The organism is Bacteroides sp. D20 (assembly GCF_003436255.1).
Taxonomy (GTDB): Bacteria; Bacteroidota; Bacteroidia; order Bacteroidales; family Bacteroidaceae; genus Bacteroides; species Bacteroides uniformis.
This window is the reverse complement of the sequence record NZ_QSOO01000003.1, coordinates 226,718-251,527: the sequence shown is the minus strand read 5'-3', so window position 1 is coordinate 251,527 and position 24,810 is coordinate 226,718. Positions and strand designations below refer to the sequence as shown.

Below are 24,810 nucleotides of genomic sequence, written 5' to 3'. Positions count from 1 at the left end.
ATCAATGCCGAATCAGAGGAAACTATAGGCAAAACATTACAATATCAATGCAAAAAATACAGTTAGAGAAATCACTCAGTGAAGGATTTATTTTTTATGCAATTTCAACTCTGACGATTGCCATACAATTTCTGTTTTATCTGATTCACAGTCCCCGGCTCGCCATGATGGACGTGGGAGGCTGGATGTTTTATATAACGGCCGCTTGCTCACATGCCGCCTTGTGGGCACTTATTCCTTACATCATATCCTTAATCGTAGCCATTACCGTCCGGCGCCATCAAGCCGCCGCCATCACACACATTATTCTTGTATCATTACTCAATATACTTGCTTACATAGACGGCAGTGTGTACAGTCTTTACAAGTTCCATATCAATGGTTTTGTACTGAATCTCCTGGTTGGAGAGGGCAACAGTGAGATTTTCACATTCAGCTTCTGGCTTTATCTGAAGATTGCAGGAGTATTAGTGGGTATATTTGCCGCCAATACTTTGCTAAGAATACTTGCAGGCCATTGTTATACCCGCTTTCACCGCTGTGGCTTCCGTCCTATACTTGCCACTCTGATTTTGTTTGCACTATTCTCTAACTTTTATCATGCCTATGCCGCCGTAGCGCAAAAGACTTCAGTGATTCGCAGCGCCCCCTGCCTGCCCTATTACTTCCCGCTTACGGCAACCCGCCTGATGATGAAGTTAGGAGTGGTCTCATCCAAGGATGTCATTAAAATGAACTTCAACAACAAAAAGCAGTCTGCTGACCTCAACTATCCGATAGATTCTTTGAAATACGAAGTCCATTCCAACCCCAAGAATGTAGTGCTGATAGCCATAGACTCATGGAACTACCGCGCCTTTAACCAGGACATTACACCTCATATCAGCCACTTTGCCGACAGTTGCAGCAGATTCACCTCCCATCTAAGCAGCAGCAATGGCACACGTGGAAGTATCTTCGGGCTTTTCTTCAGTCTCTCATCCATCTACTGGACTGATTTTGAGGTATCGGGCATACAGCCCCTGCTCATAGAAGAACTATTGAAGCAGAATTATCAGATAGGTATTTATCCCAGTGCTACAATCGTCAACCCGCCATTTGCCAAAATACTTTTCTCAAAGGTACCCGACTTGCGTACCCATACCGAAGGAAAAACCGTTTATGACCGCGACTGCCGTATTACAGCAGATTATCTGCAAGCACTCGATACGCTGGGCAGCGGTACAAAACCTTTCTTTTCCTTTCTCTTCTATGATTTGGCACACGGATATGAAGTGCCGAAGGACAAGCTTTATCGTTTCCAACCGTCCTGGGAGTTCGCCGACTATATGAAACTGAACAACGACATAGACCCTACTCCTTTCCTGAACCTCTACTACAACTGCGTGGCGGAAGCCGACTCACTGGTGGGATGCGTCCTCCACAAACTTGAGGAAAAGAAACTGCTGGACAATACCCTGGTCATCATTACCGGAGACCATGGACAAGAATTCAATGAGAATCATAAAAATTATTGGGGACACGGCAGTAATTATTCACCGGTACAAACACATATCCCCTTCCTATTATATGAACCGGGAGAACAGCCACATACCTACCATCACCGTACCACGCACTATGATTTTGCACCAACCCTAATGAATAAAGTGCTGGGTGTAACCAATCCGCCTTCCGATTACAGTATGGGGCATTTAATAACCGATACTTGTCCACGGAACTGGCATATCGTGGGCGACAATCTCAATTATGCCTTTATCGTAGAAAATCATACTATTCTGGAAAAACACCCTTCCGGATATATAGAGATCAGCGACAGTGCATTGAATCCCCTGGAAAACTACAAGATAGACAACCGTAAGCTGAACGAGGCCATCCTCTCCCTTAACCGATTCTATAAATAACTGGGAGAGAGGCCTTCCACCAACTCCTCTATCACCTTCGGATAGTATTCATACTCCAGCCGGTGGATGCGTTGCGCCAGCTCCTCCGGCGTATCGCCCGGCAATACGGGGCATTTCTGCTGGCAGATAATGCCGCCTTCGTCATAATGCTCATTCGTATAATGGATGGTAATACCGCTTTCCTTTTCGCCGGAAGCAATCACTGCCTCGTGCACACGGTCGCCGTACATTCCCTTTCCACCGAACTTGGGCAGCAACGAAGGATGTATATTTATCATTTTATTGGGATAAGCATGCAGAATATTGTCCGGCACACGTGCCAGGAATCCTGCCAATACCACAAAATCAATATCATGCTCTCGAAGCGTCGACAAAACAAGCTCTCCACTTTCCCAATCGCTCTTGGCAAACCATGCACAAGGCACTCCCAGCCCCTTGGCACGCTCTAAAACAAACGCATTCTGCCGGTTAGTCAAAACCAGAGCCACACGTGCCGAACCTTTTTCCCGGAAATAACGGATGATATTCTCGGCATTCGTACCACTTCCCGACGCTAAAACTGCGATATTTTTTCCCATAATCCCTCCTATTACTGCACAAAACCGTGAAAAATGTGCAAAAAGGTGCATTTAATTCATCAAATATTTGCGAGGAACGATAAATATTCATTCCTTTGCACCGCAAAATTAAAGAAATAAAACTAATTATTAATTAAAAACTTAAAGTTATGTCTGAAATTGCATCAAGAGTGAAAGCGATTATCGTCGATAAATTAGGCGTAGAAGAATCAGAAGTTACTAACGAAGCTAGCTTCACTAACGACCTGGGAGCTGATTCTCTTGACACTGTAGAACTTATCATGGAATTCGAAAAGGAATTCGGTATCTCTATTCCCGATGACCAGGCTGAAAAGATTGGTACTGTAGGTGATGCTGTATCTTACATCGAAGAACACGCTAAGTAATCTTATCCATTCGTTTATAACATGGAATTAAAAAGAGTTGTAGTAACAGGTCTCGGCGCCATTACTCCCATTGGCAACAGTGTTCCCGAATTCTGGGAAAATCTTGTGAATGGGGTTAGTGGAGCAGGACCTATTACTCATTTCGATGCATCGCTTTTCAAGACTCAGTTTGCATGCGAAGTAAAAGGCTTCGATGCTACCAAATATATAGACCGCAAAGAGGCCCGCAAGATGGACTTGTACACACAATATGCCATTGCAGTAGCCAAAGAAGCGGTAGGTGACTCTGGGCTTGACGTCGAAAATGAGGATTTAAACAGAATCGGTGTCATCTTCGGCGCCGGTATCGGTGGCATCCGTACATTCGAAGAAGAGGCGGGCAACTATGCCCTGACCGGTAAGGAAAACGGCCCCAAATTCAATCCGTTCTTCATCCCCAAGATGATTTCGGACATTGCTGCCGGACAAATTTCCATCATGTATGGTTTCCATGGTCCCAACTACGCAACTTGTTCTGCATGTGCCACTTCCACAAATGCTATTGCCGATGCGTTTAACCTCATCCGTTTGGGTAAGGCAAATGTTATCGTGTCCGGTGGTTCGGAAGCTGCCATCGCCGCTTGCGGTGTAGGTGGTTTCAATGCCATGCATGCATTGTCAACCCGCAATGATTCTCCCGAAACTGCATCCCGTCCGTTCAGCGCAAGCCGTGACGGATTCATCATGGGTGAAGGTGGCGGTTGTCTCGTTCTCGAGGAACTGGAACACGCCAAGGCACGCGGTGCCAAAATCTATGCGGAAGTTGCCGGCGTAGGAATGTCTGCCGACGCTCATCACTTGACAGCCTCTCACCCCGAAGGTTTGGGAGCCAAGTTAGTGATGCTGAATGCGTTGGAAGATGCAGAAATGAAACCCGAAGAAGTAGATTATATCAATGTTCACGGTACATCTACTCCCGTAGGTGATATTTCGGAAGCAAAAGCAATCAAAGAGGTATTCGGACAGCATGCGTATGAGTTGAACATCAGTTCGACAAAATCCATGACCGGCCACTTGCTGGGCGCTGCCGGTGCGGTAGAATCCATTGCAAGCATCCTCGCCATCAAGAATGGCATTGTTCCTCCGACCATCAACCACGAAGAGGGTGATAACGACGAAAACATCGACTATGACCTGAACTTCACGTTCAACAAAGCACAAAAGCGCGAAGTGAACGTAGCTTTGTCCAATACTTTTGGATTCGGTGGTCATAATGCGTGTGTCATTTTCAAGAAATACGCAGAATAATAAGGTCGTGTTACGTAACCAAATAGATAAAATAAGGCTCTTGTTCCGCAAGGATAGAGAGTCTTATTTTTGTTTTTACAGAATTCTCGGCTTCTTTCCACGTGACATCAAGGTCTATCAGCAGGCTTTGCTGCATAAATCCATCTCCATGCGCTCCGAAAAAGGACGTCCCATCAACAACGAACGGCTGGAATTCTTGGGCGATGCTATCCTCGACGCCATTGTAGGAGATATTGTCTACCGCCATTTCGAAGGACGCCGCGAAGGTTTCCTTACCAATACCCGTTCCAAAATTGTACAGCGGGAAACACTCAACAAACTGGCCGTGGAAATCGGACTGGACAAACTGGTGAAATACTCCACCCGCTCCTCATCCCACAACAGCTACATGTACGGCAATGCATTCGAAGCCTTCATCGGCGCCATTTATCTGGACCAGGGCTACGACCGCTGCAAGCAGTTCATGGAAGAGAAGATTTTCAAAAACTATATCGACCTCGACAAGATGTCTCGCAAAGAGGTCAACTTCAAGTCAAAACTCATCGAATGGAGCCAGAAGAACAAAATGGAGGTGTCATTCGAGCTTATCGAGCAGTTTCTCGACGAAGAATACAATCCGATGTTCCACACCGAAGTCCGCATCGAAGGGATATCGGCAGGTACCGGCACCGGTTATTCCAAGAAGGAGTCGCAACAAAATGCGGCACAGATGGCATTGAAAAAAATTAAGGATGCCGCTTTCAAGGAGGAAGTCCAGGCAGCCAAGGAGCGAAACCATGCAACAGAAACCTCCACAGAAGAAAATCCCATGGCAGAAGCTGTTGAAGAATCCCCACAAGAAAAATTAGCCGAAACAGATTCCCATCCGACGTCCCTGGACAACTAAGTCATTGTCTTCCGTCACCAGCTTCAACTTGCCCGCAATCTCCTCCAGCGGTGCAGAAGCTATTTCATTCCCCTTCAAGGTAATCATCCGCCCGAACTGCCCGTTGGCAATCAGTTCCGTGGCATGTCCGCCCATACGTGTGGAAAGGTTACGGTCAAAAGGTGTGGGTGAGCCGCCCCGCTGAATATAACCCAACACAGTCTCACGGGTCTCGATACCCGTCTCATACTCTATCTCCTGAGCGATATACTCGGCGGCACGCTTCCGCCCGTCCGTCTGTATACCTTCGGCTACCACCACGATGGAGTAAGGCTTTCCTTTCTTCAGCCGATTCAGAATCGTTTCTCCGATACGGTGGATATTATAGGGAATCTCCGGAATCAGAATCACGTCACCACCGCCTGCCATACCGGAGTATAAGGCTATCCAACCTGCCTTGTGCCCCATCACCTCAATCACCATCACCCGTTTGTGCGAGCTGGCCGTGCTGTGCAACCGGTCGATGGCATCCGTAGCAATGCTGACGGCAGAATCGAATCCGAAGGAGAAATCAGTTCCCCAAATATCGTTGTCTATGGTTTTAGGTACAGACACAATGTTCAGCCCCATAGCAGAGAGTTTGGCGGCTGTCTTCTGCGTACCGTTCCCGCCGATACAGACTACACAATCAAGCCCCATCTCTTCGATATTCCGCGCTATCAGTGCCGGTTTGTCCACGCCGGACATCACGCCGTTCTTCTTAAAGGGCTTCTCGCGCGAAGTACCGAGCATCGTACCTCCCAAGTTCAGCAAACCGGATAAGGATTTTTCGGTAAACGACTCCACATCCTTGGTCAGCAGCCCCTGAAAACCGCTGTGAATGCCAATTACTTCCATTCCATAATGGTTGATAGCTGTTTTACATACACCGCGAATGGTAGCGTTGATGCCGGGACAGTCGCCTCCTGAAGTCAAAATACCTATTCTCATGATATTTTTGTTTGAATTATTGTTCTATAGGTCCGTAAAGATAGAAAAAAAAGAGAAAAAAGATAGAGATGCCGATAAATAAGATTATTTTTGCGGTTTAAAATAAGATTTCACAAAGAACGATGAATATTACAAAGTTTCTGAATAAGGTATATTTTGCTCCCCGTCTGAAAGAAATCGAACAATACACCAGCCATGCCGGTGAATTGCAACAGCTTGTACTGCAGCGCCTCGTCCGGACAGCGGCAAACACGGAATGGGGAAAGAAGCATGACTATGCCTCTATCCGTACTTATGAAGATTTCAAGAAGCGCCTTCCCATACAAACTTACGAAGAAGTAAAACCTTATGTAACCCGCCTGCGTGCCGGTGAGCAAAATCTGCTTTGGCCTTCGGAAATACGTTGGTTTGCCAAATCATCGGGTACCACCAACGACAAGAGTAAATTCCTGCCCGTCAGCCGGGAGTCCTTGCACGACACGCATTACAAGGGAGGCCGGGATGCCGTTGCCATCTATCTGGGACAGAATCCCGAAAGTCGTTTCTTTTCCGGTAAAGGGCTTATCCTTGGAGGCAGCCACGCTCCCAACCTGAACACCAACCACAGTCTTGTAGGCGACCTCTCCGCCATCCTCATAGAAAATATCAACCCACTGGTAAACTTTGTCCGCGTACCCAGCAAGCAGACGGCCCTGATGGAGCACTTCGAGCCCAAAATGGAGGCCATCGCCCGCGAAACCATCCATGCAAATGTCAGCAACCTTTCCGGCGTACCGTCCTGGATGCTTGTACTCATCAAACATATATTGGAAAAGACGGGAAAGCAGAGCCTTGAGGAGATATGGCCCAACCTGGAGGTGTTCTTCCACGGCGGCGTTGCCTTCACTCCCTACCGAGAGCAATACAAAGACGTGATCCGCAGCAGCAAGATGCATTATGTAGAGACTTATAACGCCTCCGAAGGCTACTTCGGCACGCAGAACGACCCTGCCGACCCTGCCATGTTGCTGATGATTGACTACGGTATCTTCTACGAGTTCATCCCGCTTGAAGATGTAGGCAAGGAGAATCCGCGTACCTTCTGCCTCGAGGAGGTGGAGCTGAACAAAAACTACGCCATGGTAATCTCCACTTCTGCCGGTTTGTGGCGATATATGATTGGAGATACGGTGAAGTTCACATCGAAGAACCCCTATAAGTTCGTCATCACCGGACGTACCAAGCACTTTATCAACGCGTTCGGCGAAGAACTGATTGTGGATAACGCGGAAAGAGGACTTGCCAGGGCATGTGCCGAGACCGGTGCACAAGTAGTAGATTACTCTGCTGCTCCCGTGTTTATGGACAAGCATGCCAAATGCCGCCACCAGTGGCTGATAGAGTTTGCACAAATGCCGGACAGCCTGGAGAAGTTCGCCAAAGTATTGGACGACACCCTGAAAGAGGTGAACTCCGACTATGAAGCTAAAAGGCAGAATAACCTGGCGCTGCAACCGCTGGAAATCATCGTCGCCCGTCCCAACCTCTTCCATGACTGGCTGGATAGCAAGGGGAAACTCGGCGGACAGCATAAGGTGCCCCGGCTCAGCAACACGAGGGAGTATATAGAGGAAATGCTGGAACTGAACCGGTAAATTACTATATCATAAAAATCAAGCGCGGATTACGCAAATTACGCGGATAAATTAATAAATCCATGTAATCTGCGTAATCCGCGTTTTACAAATCAGTCAGTACGTTTTGACTTTACTTTTTCATTTCAACAATCAGCCTCAAGGATTAGAAATTATATGCCAGCCCAATTCCCAGCACTTCCTTAAACTGCACCTTGGCACCCTTCTTCACTCCATTGTCATCAAACGTTTTCACATCATTGTCATACTTCAGAGTTGTATTGATGGTAGCCGACAATACTTTATTGATTTTCATGCTGATAAGTACATCCCAATTCACATCTATGTTTCCAAAATCTTTGCTGTAAGGAGTAAAGAAATCAGCCGTAGTAATCAGATTCACATTCTCCATCACGGGCAATTCAGCACGGGCTTTCACAAAAGCGCCACCCTCTATCTTGAAGTGGTCACCCGGGTCTACACCAAAAGCGCCCAAATCGGAAAGATAGTCATCAGTCACGAAAGTCATCTTGGTGGAAACGGGTGAAAGCAGTAGAGAATAGTTACTCTTAGGCCTCCATTCCATACCCAGGGCGATATTCGAATAGGCAGGAGCAAAGAAATTGGAAATCTGGTGCTCTTTGTCGGGATAGTCATATCCTTTGGCAAACTGGGTATTCAAATCACCCATCAGTGTATAGAACCAGACGTTGTCTGTAGAATATCCCAACTGAGTGGAAAGCCCTATTTTATCACTACTTTTCCTCATCCCCTGAGATTTGGTTTTCGACAAGCCATAGTCCAGCACCATGTTGGTGACCCAGAGCCAGTTTCCTTTCTTGTGTGTCAGTGATGCATTCAAGTAGGCATTTCCAGCAATGGAATTCTCACCTCCTGCCGACCAGTTGGCCATGGCAGTCTGTGACATATTAAGACCAGTCACTCCTTTCAATACCCAAGCTCCCTCCTGATAACCTTTATCATCCGTCTGAGCATAAGTTATGGTTGCTAAAGCAGCAAACAACATTACAATATATATCCTTTTCATATTACAGTTCGTTTTAAAAGTTTCTCATAAAAAGACGTCTCATAAAATTAACAACATTTACTATCTTTTGTTCGAGAAGCTATAAAACGAATGTAAGGTTCAGAGAATAATTCCACCGCCCAACAAGTATCCGTCCTTATCATAGAAAGCCGCTGCCTGCCCGGGTGCAATGGATTCCAGCGGCTCTATCAGACGGACACGTAACAGACCTTCCACCGTAAGAGTCACCCTGCACCGGTTTGCCTGCTTACGGTAGCGTATCTTCACAATAACCTCGTTTGCACCCAGCACACGACTATTCTCCACCAGGTTCCAGTCTCCCAGCCACATTTCCTGCCTGTAGAGGGAAGAGAGCGGAGCTAAAACGACTTCATTGCTTTCCACTCTTGTCTCTTTCACAAAAACAGCCTTGTTCAGATGGATACCCAAGCCCCTACGTTGCCCTACGGTATAAAACGGATAGCCCTCATGCCATCCTAAGAAATTCCCCTTTTCATCGACGAATCTACCTTTACCGGGTAATAGTGTTTCGGGGACTTCACACTTTAAAAAGGAACGGTAATCCAAAGGACAAAAGCACACCCCTATACTGTCTTTCTTCGCAGCCACCTGCCCGAAACCACGCTCCGCCGCATACGAGCGCGCCTCATTTTTCGTAATATCTCCCATCGGAAGCAACATACGCTGCAGGATGTCCTGCTTCAATCCCCACAGAAAGAAAGTCTGGTCTTTGTCCTTATCTGCGGCAGGAGCTATATAATACTTTCCTCCGGACAAGACTTTACGCACATAATGTCCGGTAGAAATCCAATAAATCCCCTTTTCATCGGCTATTTTAGCCAACAGCGCCCACTTCAGCTCATTATTGCAGACCGTGCAAGGAACGGGAGTACGCCCCCTTAGATACTCTTCCACAAAATAGCGGATAATACGCGAACGGAAAAGCTCGCGTGCATCATAGGTAATGTGTTTCATCCCCAGCTTCAGGGCCAGAGCCCGTGCATCTTCCAAATACCCGGTCTCATCTCCTGCCTCATAGAAACGGAAAGTCACGCCAGTCACCTCATAACCGGCTTCCTGCAACCTCATGGCGGCCACGGAACTATCCGTGCCGCCACTCATGCCAAGCAATACACGTTTATCTGACTTCATGGATACAAAAGTAATAAACGAAGGTGAAATCCGTTGCATTTACTCTTATAAAACAGAATATCATTATAGATTTTCACAGATTTATTATACCTTTGTACTCCTAAAAGAACTAATAATCAACTGTTATGGAACATCAACTGACCATTTACAACACTTTAAATAGAAAAAAAGAGCTGTTCGTACCGCTGCATGCACCGCATGTAGGCATGTATGTCTGCGGACCGACCGTGTACGGTGACCCGCACTTGGGACATGCACGCCCTGCCATCACTTTCGACCTGCTGTTCCGCTACCTGACGCACATCGGCTACAAGGTGCGCTATGTCCGCAACATTACCGACGTGGGCCATCTGGAGCACGATGCCGACGAAGGTGAAGACAAGATTGCGAAAAAAGCCCGTCTGGAACAACTGGAACCAATGGAAGTGGCACAGTACTACATCAACCGCTATCATAAGGCGATGGATGCATTGAATGTGCTGTCTCCCAGTATCGAGCCACATGCCAGCGGCCACATCATCGAACAGATAGAACTTGTAAAGGAGATATTGAAGAACGGATATGCCTACGAAAGTGAAGGTTCCGTTTATTTCGATGTAGAAAAATACAATAAGGACCATCACTACGGCAAGCTCTCCGGACGCAACCTGGATGATGTTCTCAACACCACCCGCGAACTGGACGGACAGAGCGAGAAGCACAACCCCGCAGACTTTGCCCTCTGGAAATGTGCGCAACCGGAACACATCATGCGTTGGCCTTCCCCGTGGAGCGACGGCTTCCCCGGCTGGCACGCCGAATGTACAGCCATGGGAAAGAAATACTTGGGCGAGCACTTCGACATTCATGGTGGCGGCATGGACCTTATCTTCCCGCATCACGAATGCGAGATTGCACAATCCGTAGCTTCCCAAGGGGAAGATATGGTACATTATTGGATGCACAACAACATGCTGACCGTGAACGGACAGAAAATGGGTAAGTCTTACGGTAACTTCATCACATTGGAAGAGCTCTTCAAAGGCACACACCCCATGCTGGAGCAAGCCTACAGCCCAATGACCATCCGCTTCTTCACCCTGCAAGCCCACTACCGCAGTACGGTAGACTTCAGCAACGAAGCTCTGCAAGCCGCCGAAAAGGGATTGGCAAGACTGATGGATGCTGTACATGGACTGGACAAGATTACCCCTGCTGCAACCTCCACCATAGACGTGAAATCCCTGCGTGCCAAGTGTTACGAAGCCATGAATGATGACTTGAACTCACCGATTGTCATCGCCCACCTCTTCGACGGCGCCAAGATGGTAAACAATATCCTAGCTGGAAACGATTCCATCACAGCCGAAGACCTGAAAGAATTGAAGGAAACCTTCCACCTCTTCTGCTTCGACATCTTAGGATTACAAGAAGACAACGCCTCCAACGAAGAGCGTGAAGCTGCCTTCGGCAAGGTAGTGGACATGCTATTGGAAGAGCGTTCAAAGGCAAAAGCCAACAAAGATTGGGCTACATCCGACAAAATCCGCAATGAACTCACCGCGCTCGGTTTCGAGATTAAGGACGGTAAGGACGGAAGCGAATGGAAGCTGAATAAATAACGAAGGTATCATAACTCACCACAGAATCATACAGATTGGGGTAAGTTTTAGACAGAAGAACAAAAGAACATATTTCTCTCTCTTGTTCTTCTGTTCTTTTAACTGAAAAATAAAATCTGTATAATCCTATGGTGATTGTGTATTTTGATACATCCCTGTTAGAATACGAATCCGAACCCGGCATACCACCCTACTTTCTTCGTCTGGTTGGACCAATTCAATTGTATCTCCACTGGTCCCAGAAAACTCTTGTACATATAGCCGATGCCTACCCCTGCCATATCAACCGATTCGGAAGAGTCAAGAATCTGATGAAACTTCCCGGAGTTTCGCCCATAACTGCCCATCACTGATATATACTGGTTTTTCAAGATACGCTGTCTGAGGTTCAGCCCTGCAACCAGCAGTGCGGCTTGTGACAGTTCCGCACGGTTGATGCCCGTAAACGGTATCTGCTGTGGCATATAGCGCCCCGGTATGGTTCCCCCCACCATATTAATGATGGCAAAAGGATAATTACCGCTTCCGGACAATACGCGTCCATAAAACGAAGGAGTGACAGTGAACTTACTCGAGGGAGAGAAACATCCCTGCCAACGGGCATCGAAAACAGAAATAGGATTGTTGTCCTTATACTGGAAGAAGTTATCCGTATAGAGATGATAGGATACCGCCCACGACATACCTTTTGTAGGGGCGCTCCTCTCATTCAAGTTGTTGAACACAAGTCCGGCAAAGTAACTGAATAAGGACGAATTTTCAAACAGTGCCGAAGCTAACGGGTCGAGCGACAGCAAATCATGATAGTGGTAGTAATCAAAGTCAATGCCCAGACTGACCTGGATATTGTTCCAGTCCTTCGCCGCCCCCATACGGACCAGTTGATGTGTAAAAGTCAAATCCAGCGCCCGTTTGCCTTCATTATAAATATTCATATCTTTATAGTCGAACTGATAGGCAAGTCCTGCCTGCCATCCACCGTCCCACTGATAACTATATCCGAGTCGTGCCAGTGTACGCTTGCCCAGACGGGCGGTGAGGCTGGCCAGCGACTCCCGCTGCCGGCCGAAATAGAAGTCCGTATTTGCCTGCAACGCCGCCAGTTCTTCCGTATCAAAACGAAAACCGACATTCAGCTTGTTCTCCCGTACAGCAGGGGCGGCTATTTGGGAATCAACGGGAATCTCCCTATCAACAGCCGCGCCGGGCAAGCGGAAAGGTCCCGGGCGGCGAGGCTGATAATCTTCTGCAAGTCCCAGCTTCCGTTTCAGGGCAAGCAGTCCGTCCCAACTGTCCATGGCAGCACGCTCTCCCCGCACCATCAAAGTGTCGATGGCCTCTTTGGTGAAACTTGCAGCCGAATAGCCGGTGACATCCACCTTTATCAACACGTCGGTATTACGCAGATTCTCACGGTATTTCTTCTCTCCTTGCAGATTGATGATTTGCCCGAAGATGTCTTTCACCGATTTCAGCTCGGAAGCCTTAAGCAGCGGACTCTGCACATCCACCCCGATAATGTAGTCGGCCCCCATGGCAAGCGCCACATCTACCGGATAGTTATTCACCATTCCACCGTCCACCAACACCATTCCATCCAGGTCTACCGGAGCAAACACACCGGGAATGGACATGCTGGAACGCATGGCAGTGGCCAGTATTCCCTCATGGAACACTACTTCGCTGCCATTCACCAGATTTTCCGACACGCAGGCAAACGGAATAGGAAGACGGCTAAAATCCACAGAATCCTGGTAACCTTCTGTCAATGTGGAGAACAAACGTGCCAGATTCTTCCCTTTTATGATACCCGCATCCGAAACAGCGGCAGATTTCAAAGAAAACGGAATGGAGAGTACATAGCGCTCCGACTTCAACCGGTCATCCAGCAACACATCCTTAGGATTGGGGGCATCCGAGAGCAAGAATTTCCAGTTCTGGGCATTCACCATACTGTCCAATTGCTGTGGGGTATATCCGATAGAATACAAACCGCCCACAATGGCCCCCATACTAGTGCCCACCACATAATCTATAGGGATACCCGCTTCTTCAATTACTTTCAGAGCACCGATATGCGCCGTCCCTTTGGCGCCACCCCCACTGAGTACGACAGCCACTTTCGGACGCCCGGACGCCCAAAGGACCATCGGCAAAAACAACAAACAAGCCCATAGTCTATACTTCATCTCCATCATTTACTTAATACGTATTGGTAATTTATTCCATTCTGAATCAAACAACCCGCTCCGACAAATAGTTCACTATCAGTCGAAGCGGGTCGCAAAAAACGTTCAAGCAATTTATGGAGGATTATCTATAACCCATTTCCAATCAATAAGGTATCATATCCTTCAAGATACCTTCCTTATACCAAGGATCATCAATCTCTTTCAACACTTTGCCCATCTCTGCGCAAAGGTCTTTTACGACTTCTTGGTTTTCTTCCAAAGAAAGGTTATTCATCTGATACGGATCCTTTTCATCGTCAAACAACAAACTTTTGACCAGCTTATGGTTTTCGCGGTCAATGTAGAGCGCCAGCGTGTAGCGCGCCGATTTAAAGCCGCGCGACGAAGGGAAGTAGGAACGGACCATGCCTTCCGCATCCTTCTCACCGTCCAGGTTCTGGATGTAGAGAGCGCCGGTGGGACGTACAATATCCGCCTTTTCATCGAAGAAAAGCGGTGCATAGTTGCGCCCCTGCACCTCGGCCGGAATGGAGTCGGCAAGACCGGCAAGCCCCAACAAGGTAGGCATGATGTCCGGCGAGGAAAGCATCAAGTCGTCCACGCGAGGCTTAATCTTATCGGGAAAACGCACCAGGAAAGGAACGTTCATGGACTCGGAGTACGGGGAATTCTTCGGGTCTTCCGTATGCTGGCTGCACATGGTCTCTCCATGGTCGGAGGCAAACACGACAATGGTATTCTTGTCCAGCCCGAGTTCCTTCAAGGCATCAAGTATCTGACCGAAAGCACGGTCGACACCCGTCACAGAAGCAAAGTAGTAGCGTGCACTCTCTGCCTTGAGCATCTTGGAGTCGGCATTCGGACGGACGAGCAAGCTGTCCAGAGGCTGGTTTTTATAGAGATTGAAATCTTCCTCCATACAGTCGTCCAAAGAACGGTACGGACTATGGGGAGGATTCATGCCTACCATAATGAAGAAAGGTTTCTTCGGGTCGCGTACATTCCCCTCGTTCTTCAGATAAGACACCACCTTGCCCGATTCGTGTAACGGTGACCACTCGCGCGGGTCGTGGCGACGGCCTTCCGTATCCCAGTAATGCGGATTCTTGTGTTCGTCAAAGGTACCGTAGGAATACCAGTAATTGAACCCATGACGACGTTCTTTCGGCGTATAGGCATCCCATACAGGTACACGGTCTTCCACATACTGTCCGGGACGTTCGGGGTCGTTGGGGGTAGGAAAGTCGGCATGCAGTTTGCCAAAGTAGGCACAGTCATATCCGGCATTGCAGAAAACATCACTCACACACACAGCATCCTCACGCAGGGAGCTGATGGGACGGCTCGAATTGCAATTCAATGGAATACCACTCTTATTAGGATACATTCCCGTCAACAGAGAACCACGGTGGGGACTGCTCAACGGGCAGTTGCTCATGGCAGATGTCAATACCACCGACTCCCGGGCAAAATCATTCAAGCGCGGGGTGTGCACCGGGTCATTCCGAAAGTTTACTTTCTCGCGAAAACCTTCCTGGCCCCAGAACTCCATCGCCTGGTTACGGTATTGGTCGGGAAAAACGTAAATGACATTCGGCTGGACGGATTGTTCCGCCTGCGGGGCTTTACAGCCCTGCAAGGCGAACAAACCTAAACCACCTAACAAAATATTTAATTGAGTTTTCATTTTTCCAAGTCTCTTTTACGCATCAATCCTTCCAGGAAGTAATAGTCGGCATAATTCAGCGGTACATCAATCTCCGCACCATGAGGAATACTGCCCACAGAGTGCATCAGGATGAAGTTGCCGTTGGTACCCACCTTGGCACGGTAGGAAGGAGAAGCGAGGCTTTCCATAATCCGGTCGGCGGTTTCCTTGTATCCCTTATCCGGCAGATAAGTACTCAGCTCGTAAAGGGCGGACGCCGTGCAGGCAGCTGCCGAAGCATCGCGAGGTTCATTCGGGATATTGGGAGCATCGAAATCCCAGTAGGGAACCAAGTCTTCCGGAAGATTCTTGTTGTTGAAGATAAAGTTGTAGACCTTTTCAGCCTGTTCCAGGTATTTGGCATCGTGTGTATAGCGATAGCACATGGTATAGCCGTACAAGGCCCACGCTTGTCCACGTGCCCAAGCAGACTCGTCGGCATAGCCTTGTGCAGTCTGTCTCTTACGGACTTCACCGGTTTCGGGGTCATAATCCACCACATGATAGCAGCTGTTGTCCTCACGGAAATGGTTAGCCATAGTCGTATCGGCATGCTTCCGGGCTATGTTGTAGAAAGTGGAGTCACCGGACAGCCTGGAAGCTTCGAACAGCAGTTCGAGGTTCATCATATTATCAATGATAACGGGACATTTCCAGCCACGTTCAGCCTGCCACCCCTTGTCTGCATCCCATGACTGAAGTACGCCTGCTGCAGGGCGGAAACGGGTAGACAATGATTTGGCTGTCTGTATGATGACCGGCTTGTACTCCTCCTTACCCGCAAAACGGTATCCGTTCAAGTAGCTGCTGCCAATCATAAAGCCCACATCATGGTGCCAGGTAAGGTATTGTACCGAATCCAAATCCTCGGTATACTTCTCTGCCAGCGGCAGCCACTTCTGGTCACCGGTCAACTCGTACATATGCCAGATATTACCGGGGAAGAAGCCGGAACACCAATCGTCGATAGGTACATAGACAATGTTCCCATCCTTATCAATGGTACGGGGATTAAGGATTTTACCGGATTTTTCGATAATGTCTGTCTGAATTGTCTCCTGAGCCACAGCATTATCAATGTTTTCTTGGATAAAGTTGCTTTCAGCCTGCTTTTGCCCTGCGCAACCTGCCAATACAAGGAGGGAGATTCCCAATGTAGTGAGGACTGTTTTCATAATAAGGGATTTATTTATTAAGAGTTTATGATTTTTCCTGCTGCAAAAGTAGAGCAAGTGTACAGATTTGACCCGCCTAAATAATTCAATTAATGGCTAAAATCGTTACTTTTGCGTCCGGAAGCACATATTTTCCACCCATTAATCATTAATCACTAAACATTAATCATTACTCCCCATGACCGCACAAGAGTTTTTTAAGAACGACCGCTTCGCCACGAATGCAGGTGTAGAACTGATAGAAATAAAGGAAGGATACAGCAAGGCACGCCTGGTTATCACGGCAGAGCATCTCAATGCGGGAGGCCGTACGCAAGGGGGTGCCATCTTCACCCTTGCCGACCTGGCACTGGCAGCAGCAGCCAACTCCCACGGAACATTGGCCTTCTCTCTTTCGTCCAATATCACCTTCCTGCGCAGCAGCGGACCGGGCGATGTACTGTATGCCGAAGCACGCGAACGCTACATCGGCCGCACCACCGGATATTACCAGATCGACGTCACCAACCAGGAGGGAAAACTGATTGCCACTTTCGAATCCAGTGTATTTAGAAAAGGGGATAACATCACTTTTTCCTTACCACAGACGTCATCGGATAGCGGTTGCCCCGGACACTCTTGAAGAATGCCTTGGCCGAACCGAAATTCAAATACATGTCCAAGCGAATGGGAAGGTGGTTCTTATCATCGGATACGAAGAAGGTGATGACCTCCTTCTCCTTACCTTTCTTGTACTCTACGAAAGAGAATACCAAGCAGCGGTAAACGGTGTCGTTATTCGCCTTGACCTCCTCCTTGCCGCGGTAAATCAACGTCTGCTCTTCCACCCTGCGTCCTGTGGCCATGGGAAAGAGTATCTTCTGCCCTACCTTGTAGTCTTTAGGGTCATAAGAGCGCGCCTGCGCCAAAATGCTCAACATATCGAAGATACAGCGACTATCACTGTATTCCATCTCCTGAGCCTCACGCACGGGATTGTGCCAGGTGCGTCTCTGCTTTACATTCGCCAGTCCGTCCGAGTAGGAGAACCAAGCCTCGTCCACCGTATGGCGGCTTCCCTCCTCCGCCGCTTTACGGAAGTAGAGCGGCTCCAACCTATCGCTGACATAACAAGTCAACGTATCACGCATCTTGAAGAAAAAATCGGTCTTTTTACTGCCTACACAAAGCAAGTTAAAGCGAAATGCAGGCTCGGAATGGTAAGTCGTGGCATTGGTAGTGAGGCTTGCCAGACCCACCTTCTTCCAAATGAACTTCCAATTGAAATATAAATCGTACATGACATGCTCGCCCGACTGGAAAGCTTCATTCTTTGCAGTACATTGGGCCTGAACAGACTGGGAGGTTCCCAAACAGACCGCTCCCACCATTAATAGAATGAACAATTGCTTCCGCCTAATAGCTATGGCCTCTACCACTGTTGCGGCTGCTATTGCCACTGCGGTTATTTTTGTTCCTGTTTTGCTTTTTCTTGTCTTCATCTGGTTTTTGTTTTTTTAGTTCGTCCGGCTTCTGCCTATCCAGGGACTTGGCCTTAATATCCCATTCCTGGGTCAAATCAAAGTTCGCTTTAAGCTCCAGAACCATCGGATAATAGTAAACCATTTCAGGCTGGCGCTTCTCGGCATAGTTTCCCGTATCCCAGACGCCATTCCCATTCGTATCATTTATCAGCCGCGCTCCATATTTGCCCGGATTGAGGAAATAGAAATCGGCTTTCCCATCCACCACCGGCACCGTGCGCAGCACTTTGTCCTGACCGTCCAGTAGTTCCACAAAAGCCAGAGAGTCCGCTCCATGCACATTAAAGAATATCTGCCCGTACTCTTCCAGCTTCTTGGCCTTGAAGTCCTTCTTTATCTTGTCGGAGAACAACCCGTACAACCCGCGTATGGCAGCAGAATCCACTTCAAATGTATAGCTTTCGCCGGGTGCCCATTCGGCAAACAGATTATAACGCTTCAAGTCCAAAGAGTCGCGCATAAAGTCGAACGGGATATCCTGCCACAACGAGTCCACTTTCAGTTTCAGATGGAAAGCGGTGGTATCTATGCTTGCCACCGGCTCCGTAAACGACAGAGTAAGATAATCATATACATCGATTGCAGAAGGGGCATACACATCTACAGCCAGGAATTCCGTCGGCTCGGGCTCTTCCACCTCACCTTCCTTCAACTTCTTCTTTTTCTTCTCACGCTCTTTCTGTTCCTTTTCCTTCGCTTCCTGCTTCTGCTGCTTGTCGTATGTCAACTTCGCCAGCACATTCAAAGTATCGGTACGGGGTACCAATCGTTTCAGGCTATCCGTATACAAATAGGTGATACTCATTTTCAGGGAATCCTGCTTATAGAGCAGAGAATCCTTTATCCAATAATGAATCGTATCGTTCCGGCCGGTAGGCTGTTCTATAACAAACGCATCTTCCTCATTAAAGTTCAATCCTTTCAATAAAGGCAACGTGTCTGCCGGAGCAGTGAAATAGAGCGAAAACTTCTCCGGAGTCAACCGTTCGGCCTTCAAAAAACGTTGCGAGAAGGAAAGCTCCTTGAAAGCACGCAGCAGAACATCATCCGGAAGGTAGTGGGTATATTGACGTTCTACAATCGTATCTACTGTCAGCGAGTCTATCCAGGTCGTATCCTGGCGCATGCGCTCTTCCATGGAAGGAATGATGATAGAGTCATTAAAAGCTATCACTTCCGTCGGCTGGGAATAGGCAAAATTCTGGTCGGCATCCTGCAAGGCATAAATGCGATACTTGCCGGGAGCCACTCCACGGATAGAGAAGCGTCCGCGACTGTCCGTACGCCCCACCCGCTCAAAAGGAAGTTTGGTAAAAGCGGAGTCGGCCAGATTGGCATGCAGACCGACCAGCATTCCTTTCACCGGTTCAAGATTGGCCGCATTCAGTACTGTACCGGCCACAGCCATAGAGTCGAGACGGTCGCCCGTAGAGAAAGAATAGAAGAAATTCTCCAAGGGATTCCCCTCATTATTATCCTGGATGGCATCACCAAAATCGAATGTATAAGTAGTATTGGGTTTCAATGTATCCTGCAGAGTGATGACCACCTTCTTCCCATTAGACTTAATTTCGGGCTGCTGCACCTGCGGAGGGGATATTACAATCTTCTCATTCGGCTTGTCAAGCTTGATAAATTCATCGAACTCAATGGAAAGTTTATTTTTATTGTGATGGAGTGCGCCGGGCGTGGGAGTACCGGAAATAAAACGCGGAGGAGTCTCATCATAAGGTCCTCCTTCAATACGGCCCACACTGGCACAAGAATACAGTGCGGCAGCTATGGCAACACCCCCCAACAACCTGCGGAAAAGCGGCTTCATTTTAGTATGGCGTTTACGTTCTAACATGCTGCAAAAATAAAGGTTATCTGCCAATTAGCGGTATGCTTTACAGTATTTTAATCAAAAAATGTCCTTTCGTTCTCATCTATGTATGAAACATAGTTAAAAAAGGAAGTGTTTCACCCCTTATATACTAAGAAAAGAATATTTTTGCAGACGAAAACTGAATAGGAGTATTCAGTTTTCTTTTTCCTGCCTTATTTCTAAATCATGAATTACACACGAAAACGCCTTTCAAGAATCGAAAAAAAGAAGAATATAAAATTATACAGAGAACAAAAAAGAGTATGAAGAGTAGATTAGTATTATTGGCATGTTGCCTGGCACTGCTCAGCAGTTGCGGACAAGGCGACAAAGGAACGGGTAAAGCTCCCGAATTTGCAGTGATTGAGGCAAAGACCACCACTGCCAACTTGACAAACAGCTACCCTGCTACTATCAAGGGTAAACAAGATGTAGAAATCCGCCCGATGGTGAGTGGGTTCATCACAAAATTGCACGTGGATGAAGGCGCAACAGTGCGCAAAGGACAAGTGTTGTTCAGCATCGACCCCGTACAGTATCAGGCAGCCGTAAATTCGGCCAAAGCTGCTGTTGAAACAGCCAAAGCTGCCGTAAACACACAAGAACTGACTGTAAACAACAAACGTGAACTGAACAAGAAAAACATCATCAGTGACTACGATTTGCAAATGGCCGAAAACCAGCTGGCACAGACAAAGGCACAACTAGCACAAGCCAATGCCCAATTGGTCAATGCCAAGAACAACTTGTCATACACCAGTGTAACCAGCCCCAGTGACGGTGTAGTAGGTAGCATTCCCTACCGCGTAGGTAGCTTGGTTAGTCCTTCCGTAGCCAGCCCGCTGACTACCGTTGCCGACATCTCCGAAATGTACGCCTACTTCTCCATGACCGAACGCCAACTCTTGTCACAGATTCGTGAAGGCGGTAGCACCAAGGAAATTCTGGAAAAGATGCCGAATGTACAGTTGCAGCTCATCGACGGAACCATGTATGCCGACAGTGGCCGCGTGGAGACAATCAGCGGAGTCATTGACCAGACTACCGGTTCGGTAACCATGCGTGCCCTCTTCCCCAACAAGCACAACGTGCTGCGTAGTGGAAGCACCGGCAATGTGGTATTCCCCAACCCGCTGCATGATGTCATCATGATTCCACAGTCTGCCACTACCGAAATCCAGGACAAGCAGTTCGTATTCGTACTGCAACCGGACAACACGCTGAAAAATACCGAAGTTAAAGTGTTCAGCTTAGACGACGGCAAGTATTATTACGTGACGGAAGGTTTGAAAGCAGGCGAAAAAATCGTTATCGAAGGGGTACAGAACCTGAAGGACGGACAGTCCATCACGCCCATCACGCCTGCTGAAAAGGAAGCCGAATACCAGAAGGCCCTAAAAGACCAGAAAGAAGGCAATATTCAGACTGCGTTTCAATGAAAGAATGAAAAATAAAAAAATTCTTCAATTTTTAATTCCTTAATTGTTCATGAAATGAAATTAGATAGATTTATTAACCGTCCGGTACTATCAACGGTAATTTCCATCCTGATAGTAATCTTAGGAGTTATTGGTCTGGCTACCTTGCCTATCACCCAATACCCGGACATTGCACCTCCCACCGTATCGGTAAGTGCGACTTACCAAGGTGCCAATGCCCAAACGGTGCTTAACTCCGTTATCGCTCCGCTGGAGGACCAGATTAACGGTGTGGAAAATATGATGTATATGAGTTCGAGCGCCACCAACAGCGGTTCGGGCGACATCTCCATCTACTTCAAGCAAGGTACCGACCCCGATATGGCAGCGGTGAACGTACAGAACCGCGTTTCCATGGCGCAAGGCTTGCTGCCTGCCGAAGTTACCAAAATCGGTGTAACCACCCGTAAACGCCAGACTTCCATGTTGATGGTATTCTCCATCTATGATGAAAAAGACCAGTACAACATCGAGTTCCTGGAAAACTACGCCAACATCAACCTTATCCCTGAGGTGAAACGTGTCAACGGTGTGGGCGATGCCATGGTATTGGGACAAGACTACTCCATGCGTATCTGGCTGAAACCTGATGTAATGGCCCAATACAAACTTATCCCCAACGATGTGGTTGCCGCCTTGAGCGAACAGAACATCGAAGCGGCTCCCGGCCAGTTGGGTGAGCGCGGTAACCAAACCTACCAGTATACCCTGCGCTACAAAGGACGTCTGCAACAGACTACGGAGTTCGAGAACATTGTCATCAAGGCCTTGGAGAACGGTGAAATACTCCGTCTGAAGGATGTAGCAAATGTGGAACTGGGCCGTCTGTCATACGGATTCAACAATATGGTAAACGGACATAAAGCCGTGAGTTGTATCATTTTCCAGATGGCAGGCAGTAATGCCACGCAGACCATCTCGGATATCGAGGCCCTACTGGACGACTATTCCAGCAAACTGCCCGCCGGCTTGAAGATAAACATTGCACAGAGTGCCAACGACTTCCTCTTCGCTTCCATACATGAGGTAATCAAGACATTGATCGAGGCCTTTATCCTGGTGTTCATCGTAGTGTATATCTTCCTGCAGGATATGCGCTCCACGTTGATTCCCGCCATCGCCATTCCCGTGGCGTTGATTGCCACCTTCTTTGTATTGAAACTGATTGGCTTCAGTATCAACTTGCTGACCCTTTCGGCCATGGTGCTTGCCATTGCGATTGTGGTCGATGATGCCATCGTCGTCGTCGAGGGCGTCCATGCCAAGCTGGACCAGGGCTACAAATCGGCCCGTACAGCTTCCATCGACGCCATGAGTGAACTGGGTGGTGCCATCGTCTCCATTACGTTGGTGATGATGTCCGTATTCGTTCCCGTGAGCTTCATGGGAGGTACGGCAGGTACTTTCTACCGTCAGTTCGGTTTGACCATGGCGATTGCCATCGGTTTCTCGGCTCTGAACGCCCTGACCCTGAGTCCTGCGCTGTGTGCCATCTTCCTGAAACCTCACAACGGCGGACACGAAAGTCTGAAAGAGCGTGTAGGCGTTGCCGCCAAGGAAGCCCGCAAGATTATGATTGCACGTTATGCCGACTCTATAGGCCGGTTGATGCGTCCCGGCATTACACTGCTCTTCGTGACGGTAGCTATCCTGGGCATGATTTTCGGTCTGTTCAGCTTCAGCGAACACCCCATTCTGTGTAGCTTGATGATTATCATCAGTGTGCTGGCGTTGGCAGGTATGACTACCGACAAGTTCAAACAGTCCTTCAATGACTCATACAACGGTATCCTGGGCAAGTATAAGAAACAAGTGCTGTTCTTCATCCAGAAACGCTGGATATCGGCAGGACTGGTTATCGGCTCTATTGTACTGTTGGGCGTATTCATGCAGATAACCCCGACCGGTATGGTGCCCAACGAAGACACCGGTACCATCATGGGCGCTGTGACACTGCCTCCGGGCACTTCACAAGAACGCGCACAAGAGATTTTGAACCGTGTGGACAGCTTGGTTGCTGCAGACCCTGCCGTACAGTCACGTACCGTTATCTCAGGTTATAGCTTCTTGGGCGGTCAAGGCCCCTCCTACGGTTCACTCATCATCAAGCTGAAGAACTGGGAAGAACGTTCCACGATGCAGAACTCCACGATTGTGTACGCCACTTTGTACATGCGCGCCCAAAAGATTATCAAGGAAGCGCAGGTATTGTTCTTCGCGCCGCCTATGATTCCGGGTTACTCGGCTTCAAGCGACATCGAGTTGAACATGCAGGACAAGACGGGTGGTGATTTGAACCACTTCTTCGACGTAGTGAACAACTATAACGCAGCCCTGGAAGCACGCCCTGAAATCAACTCTGCCAAGACATCCTTCAACCCTCACTTCCCGCAATACCAGCTGGACATTGACGCTGCCGCTTGTAAGAAAGCAGGCATCAGCCCCAATGACATCTTGACTACCTTGCAGGGATATTACGGTGGTTTGTATGCTTCCAACTTCAACAGCTTCGGTAAGATGTACCGCGTAATGGTACAAGCCGAACCTGATGCTACCAAGAATATGGAAACACTGCAAAGCATCAAGGTGCGCAACGGCAACGAGATGGCACCTATCACGCAGTTCATCTCCATCAAGAAAGTATATGGTCCTGACGTCATCAGCCGTTTCAACCTCTACACCTCCATGAAGGTGATGGTGGCTCCCGCATCAGGCTACACTTCCGGTCAGGCTCTGCAAGCCATTGCCGAAGTGGCGCAGGAAAACCTGCCTGCCGGTTTCGGTTATGAGTTGGGAGGTATGGCGCGTGAAGAGGCCGAAACGAGTGGCAGCACTACGGGACTCATCTTCATATTGTGCTTCGTATTCGTTTATCTGTTGCTGAGTGCCCAGTACGAAAGCTACATCCTGCCTTTATCCGTATTGCTGTCCGTGCCGTTCGGTCTGCTGGGTAGCTTCCTCTTTGTAGGCGGTATAGGCGCATTGGGCAGCATCCCGGCACTGAAAATGATTCTGGGTACGATGTCCAATGACATCTATATGCAGATTGCCCTCATCATGTTGATGGGTCTGTTGGCCAAGAATGCCATCTTGATTGTAGAGTTTGCCCTCGAACGCCGCAGAATGGGTATGAGTATCACCTGGGCAGCCGTATTGGGTGCCGCAGCCCGTCTGCGTCCTATCTTGATGACGTCGTTGGCAATGATTGTCGGTCTGCTCCCGCTGATGTTTGCTTCCGGTGCGGGTGCCAACGGTAACCGTACGCTGGGTACGTCTGCCATCGGCGGTATGTTAATCGGTATGATTCTGCAAATCTTCATAGTGCCCGCACTGTTCGTGGCATTCCAGTACTTGCAGGAGAAATTCAAGCCGATGGAATGGGAAGATGTGGACAACTCGGATGCAGAACCGGAGATTGAACAATATACAAAATAGTGATTAACGAT

18 protein-coding genes are annotated in these 24,810 nt (G+C 48.3%); 9 read left to right on the top strand and 9 right to left on the bottom strand.

What is annotated here, in order from left to right; genetic code table 11:
- Window positions 1–47: 47 nt before the first annotated feature.
- Window positions 48–1,901, top strand: coding sequence for a sulfatase-like hydrolase/transferase (locus tag DXD78_RS04450; protein WP_008662067.1), 1,854 nt, complete (start codon window positions 48–50; stop codon window positions 1,899–1,901).
- Here DXD78_RS04450 and purN read toward each other — a convergent pair.
- Window positions 1,892–2,479, bottom strand: a complete 588-nt coding sequence (gene purN / locus DXD78_RS04445; protein WP_034529165.1) for a phosphoribosylglycinamide formyltransferase — start codon at window positions 2,477–2,479, stop codon at window positions 1,892–1,894. The two genes, DXD78_RS04450 and purN, sit on opposite strands and share 10 nt — an antisense overlap.
- A 149-nt stretch (window positions 2,480–2,628) precedes the next feature.
- Here purN and DXD78_RS04440 point away from each other — a divergent pair, with 149 nt between their 5' ends.
- From DXD78_RS04440 to rnc, 3 genes are read left to right on the top strand one after another with little or no spacing between them, the layout of a single operon-like run.
- Window positions 2,629–2,865 carry an acyl carrier protein gene (locus DXD78_RS04440; RefSeq protein ID WP_004291965.1) on the top strand — a complete coding sequence of 79 codons (237 nt, stop codon included), beginning with the start codon at window positions 2,629–2,631 and terminating at the stop codon, window positions 2,863–2,865.
- A gap of 21 nt (window positions 2,866–2,886) precedes the next feature.
- Entirely contained in the window at window positions 2,887–4,152 is a 1,266-nt protein-coding gene (fabF, locus tag DXD78_RS04435; RefSeq protein ID WP_005825984.1) for a beta-ketoacyl-ACP synthase II, read from the top strand.
- Between the two features lie 7 nt (window positions 4,153–4,159).
- Entirely contained in the window at window positions 4,160–5,038 is an 879-nt protein-coding gene (gene rnc, locus DXD78_RS04430; protein WP_172679983.1) for a ribonuclease III, read from the top strand.
- Here the strand turns inward: rnc and DXD78_RS04425 are convergent.
- Entirely contained in the window at window positions 4,997–6,007 is a 1,011-nt protein-coding gene (locus DXD78_RS04425; RefSeq protein ID WP_005833813.1) for an ATP-dependent 6-phosphofructokinase, read from the bottom strand. The genes rnc and DXD78_RS04425 overlap by 42 nt on opposite strands.
- Window positions 6,008–6,129: 122 nt before the next feature.
- On the opposite strand from DXD78_RS04425, the gene DXD78_RS04420 reads away from it, so the two are divergent.
- Window positions 6,130–7,641, top strand: a complete 1,512-nt coding sequence (locus tag DXD78_RS04420; protein ID WP_005833815.1) for a GH3 auxin-responsive promoter family protein — start codon at window positions 6,130–6,132, stop codon at window positions 7,639–7,641.
- A gap of 145 nt (window positions 7,642–7,786) precedes the next feature.
- Here DXD78_RS04420 and DXD78_RS04415 read toward each other — a convergent pair whose 3' ends face one another.
- Complete coding sequence (locus DXD78_RS04415) at window positions 7,787–8,668, bottom strand: DUF3078 domain-containing protein (protein ID WP_005825995.1); 882 nt, start codon at window positions 8,666–8,668, stop codon at window positions 7,787–7,789.
- A 99-nt stretch (window positions 8,669–8,767) separates the two neighbouring features.
- Window positions 8,768–9,820, bottom strand: a complete 1,053-nt coding sequence (gene mnmA / locus DXD78_RS04410) for a tRNA 2-thiouridine(34) synthase MnmA (protein WP_009037404.1) — start codon at window positions 9,818–9,820, stop codon at window positions 8,768–8,770.
- A gap of 125 nt (window positions 9,821–9,945) precedes the next feature.
- Between mnmA and cysS the strand changes: the two genes are divergently transcribed.
- Window positions 9,946–11,421 carry a cysteine--tRNA ligase gene (cysS, locus tag DXD78_RS04405; RefSeq protein ID WP_008662079.1) on the top strand — a complete coding sequence of 492 codons (1,476 nt, stop codon included), beginning with the start codon at window positions 9,946–9,948 and terminating at the stop codon, window positions 11,419–11,421.
- A gap of 158 nt (window positions 11,422–11,579) precedes the next feature.
- On the opposite strand, the gene DXD78_RS04400 is transcribed toward cysS, so the two are convergent.
- From DXD78_RS04400 to DXD78_RS04390, 3 genes are all read right to left on the bottom strand, one after another.
- Window positions 11,580–13,610 carry a patatin-like phospholipase family protein gene (locus DXD78_RS04400; protein WP_034529333.1) on the bottom strand — a complete coding sequence of 677 codons (2,031 nt, stop codon included), beginning with the start codon at window positions 13,608–13,610 and terminating at the stop codon, window positions 11,580–11,582.
- Between the two features lie 145 nt (window positions 13,611–13,755).
- Window positions 13,756–15,300, bottom strand: a complete 1,545-nt coding sequence (locus DXD78_RS04395) for a sulfatase (RefSeq protein ID WP_009037406.1) — start codon at window positions 15,298–15,300, stop codon at window positions 13,756–13,758.
- Complete coding sequence (locus DXD78_RS04390; protein WP_005833826.1) at window positions 15,297–16,496, bottom strand: glycoside hydrolase family 88 protein; 1,200 nt, start codon at window positions 16,494–16,496, stop codon at window positions 15,297–15,299. Before DXD78_RS04390 ends, DXD78_RS04395 begins: the two co-directional genes overlap by 4 nt.
- Before the next feature lie 178 nt (window positions 16,497–16,674).
- On the opposite strand from DXD78_RS04390, the gene DXD78_RS04385 reads away from it, so the two are divergent.
- Window positions 16,675–17,118 carry a PaaI family thioesterase gene (locus tag DXD78_RS04385; protein WP_005826009.1) on the top strand — a complete coding sequence of 148 codons (444 nt, stop codon included), beginning with the start codon at window positions 16,675–16,677 and terminating at the stop codon, window positions 17,116–17,118.
- On the opposite strand, the gene DXD78_RS04380 is transcribed toward DXD78_RS04385, so the two are convergent.
- Window positions 17,063–17,977 (bottom strand): DUF3108 domain-containing protein, encoded by a 915-nt coding sequence (locus DXD78_RS04380; RefSeq protein ID WP_080545834.1) that lies wholly within the window; start codon window positions 17,975–17,977, stop codon window positions 17,063–17,065. The genes DXD78_RS04385 and DXD78_RS04380 overlap by 56 nt on opposite strands.
- On the bottom strand, window positions 17,892–19,841 hold the full coding sequence (locus DXD78_RS04375; RefSeq protein ID WP_034529170.1) for an Ig-like domain-containing domain: 1,950 nt from the start codon (window positions 19,839–19,841) through the stop codon (window positions 17,892–17,894). The genes DXD78_RS04380 and DXD78_RS04375 overlap by 86 nt, the downstream gene beginning before the upstream one ends.
- Before the next feature lie 308 nt (window positions 19,842–20,149).
- Here DXD78_RS04375 and DXD78_RS04370 point away from each other — a divergent pair, with 308 nt between their 5' ends.
- Window positions 20,150–21,325: an efflux RND transporter periplasmic adaptor subunit gene (locus DXD78_RS04370; RefSeq protein ID WP_005833830.1), complete on the top strand. Its 1,176-nt coding sequence runs from the start codon at window positions 20,150–20,152 to the stop codon at window positions 21,323–21,325.
- Window positions 21,326–21,379: 54 nt separating this feature from the next.
- Complete coding sequence (locus DXD78_RS04365) at window positions 21,380–24,799, top strand: efflux RND transporter permease subunit (RefSeq protein ID WP_005833831.1); 3,420 nt, start codon at window positions 21,380–21,382, stop codon at window positions 24,797–24,799.
- Window positions 24,800–24,810 lie beyond the last annotated feature (11 nt).